The 1,288-nt window shown below is 66.5% G+C and carries 1 protein-coding gene; it reads right to left on the bottom strand.

What is annotated here, in order from left to right; translation table 11 throughout:
* On the bottom strand, positions 1–1,249 hold a 1,249-nt coding region (locus ABZ842_RS38825; protein WP_361548595.1), incomplete at its 3' end, for a type I polyketide synthase.
* Positions 1,250–1,288 lie beyond the last annotated feature (39 nt).

Raw genomic sequence — 1,288 nt, 5'->3', positions numbered from 1 at the left:
CCACCAACCGAGCCAACGCCACCTCCAAAACAAACAACCCAGGCTGAGCTACTCCCGTCCGATCCACCCCCACCTCCGGCCCCTCCCACAACGCCGCACGCACCGACCACCCCAACGCCCCCTCCACCACACCAGCAACCTCATCAAACACCCGCCGAAACACCCCAAACCGCCCATACAACTCCCGACCCATCCCCCACCGCTGCGACCCCTGACCCGAAAACAACCACCCAACCCCCGACACACCCCTGCTCACGACACCCGATATCCCACCTCGCAGGGCATCCACGAGCTCAGCACCATCACCGGCGACCACCACTGCCCGGTGATCCAGCACTGCCCGCGACGACACCAACCCACCCGCCAGCTCCGTCAACCCAACCCCACGCTCCACACACCCCACCAACCCACCAGCCAACTCCCCCAACGCATCCTCAGACCGCGCCGACAACACCACCGGCACCACACCATCGACCACCGGAAGAGTCTCCGAAGGCACCTCCGGAACCCGAGGAGCCTCCTCCACAATCACATGCGCATTCGTGCCACTGATACCGAAGGACGACACGCCAGCCCGCCGCAGCCGACCCTCCTCCCTCACCCACTCGCGCGACTCCGTCAACAACTCCACCGCACCCGAAGCCCAATCCACATGCGACGACGCCACATCCACATGCAACGTCCTCGGCAACACACCCCGCTGCAACGCCAACACCATCTTGATCACACCCGCCACACCAGCAGCAGCCTGCGCATGACCAATGTTCGACTTCAACGACCCCAACCACAAAGGCTCGCCACCAGCCCGCCCCTGGCCATAGGTGGACAGGAGTGCCTGGGCCTCGATGGGGTCGCCGAGCTTCGTACCCGTCCCATGCGCCTCCACCACATCCACATCACCGACCGACAGACCTGCATCCCGCAACGCCGCCCGAATCACCCGCTGCTGCGACGGACCATTAGGTGCCGTCAGACCGTTCGACGCGCCGTCCGAGTTCACCGCAGAACCCCGCACCACCGCCAACACCCGACGCCCGTTCCGTACGGCGTCCGAAAGCCGCTCCACCAACAGCACGCCCACGCCTTCGGCCCAGCCAGTCCCGTCGGCAGCCTCCGAGAACGACTTGCAGCGGCCGTCCGCGGCCAACCCACGTTGCCTGCTGAACTCCACGAAGGCCGACGGCGTCGCCATCACGGTGACTCCGCCGACCAGCGCCATGGAGCACTCGCCGCCCCGCAGCGCCCGCACCGCCGAATGCAACGCCACCAGCGACGACGAACACGCCGT

This window comes from Streptomyces sp. NPDC047315 (genome assembly GCF_040643215.1).
GTDB lineage: Bacteria > Actinomycetota > Actinomycetes > Streptomycetales > Streptomycetaceae > Streptomyces.
Note: the sequence above shows the minus strand (reverse complement) of the source record. Positions and strands in the feature narration are given on the sequence as shown.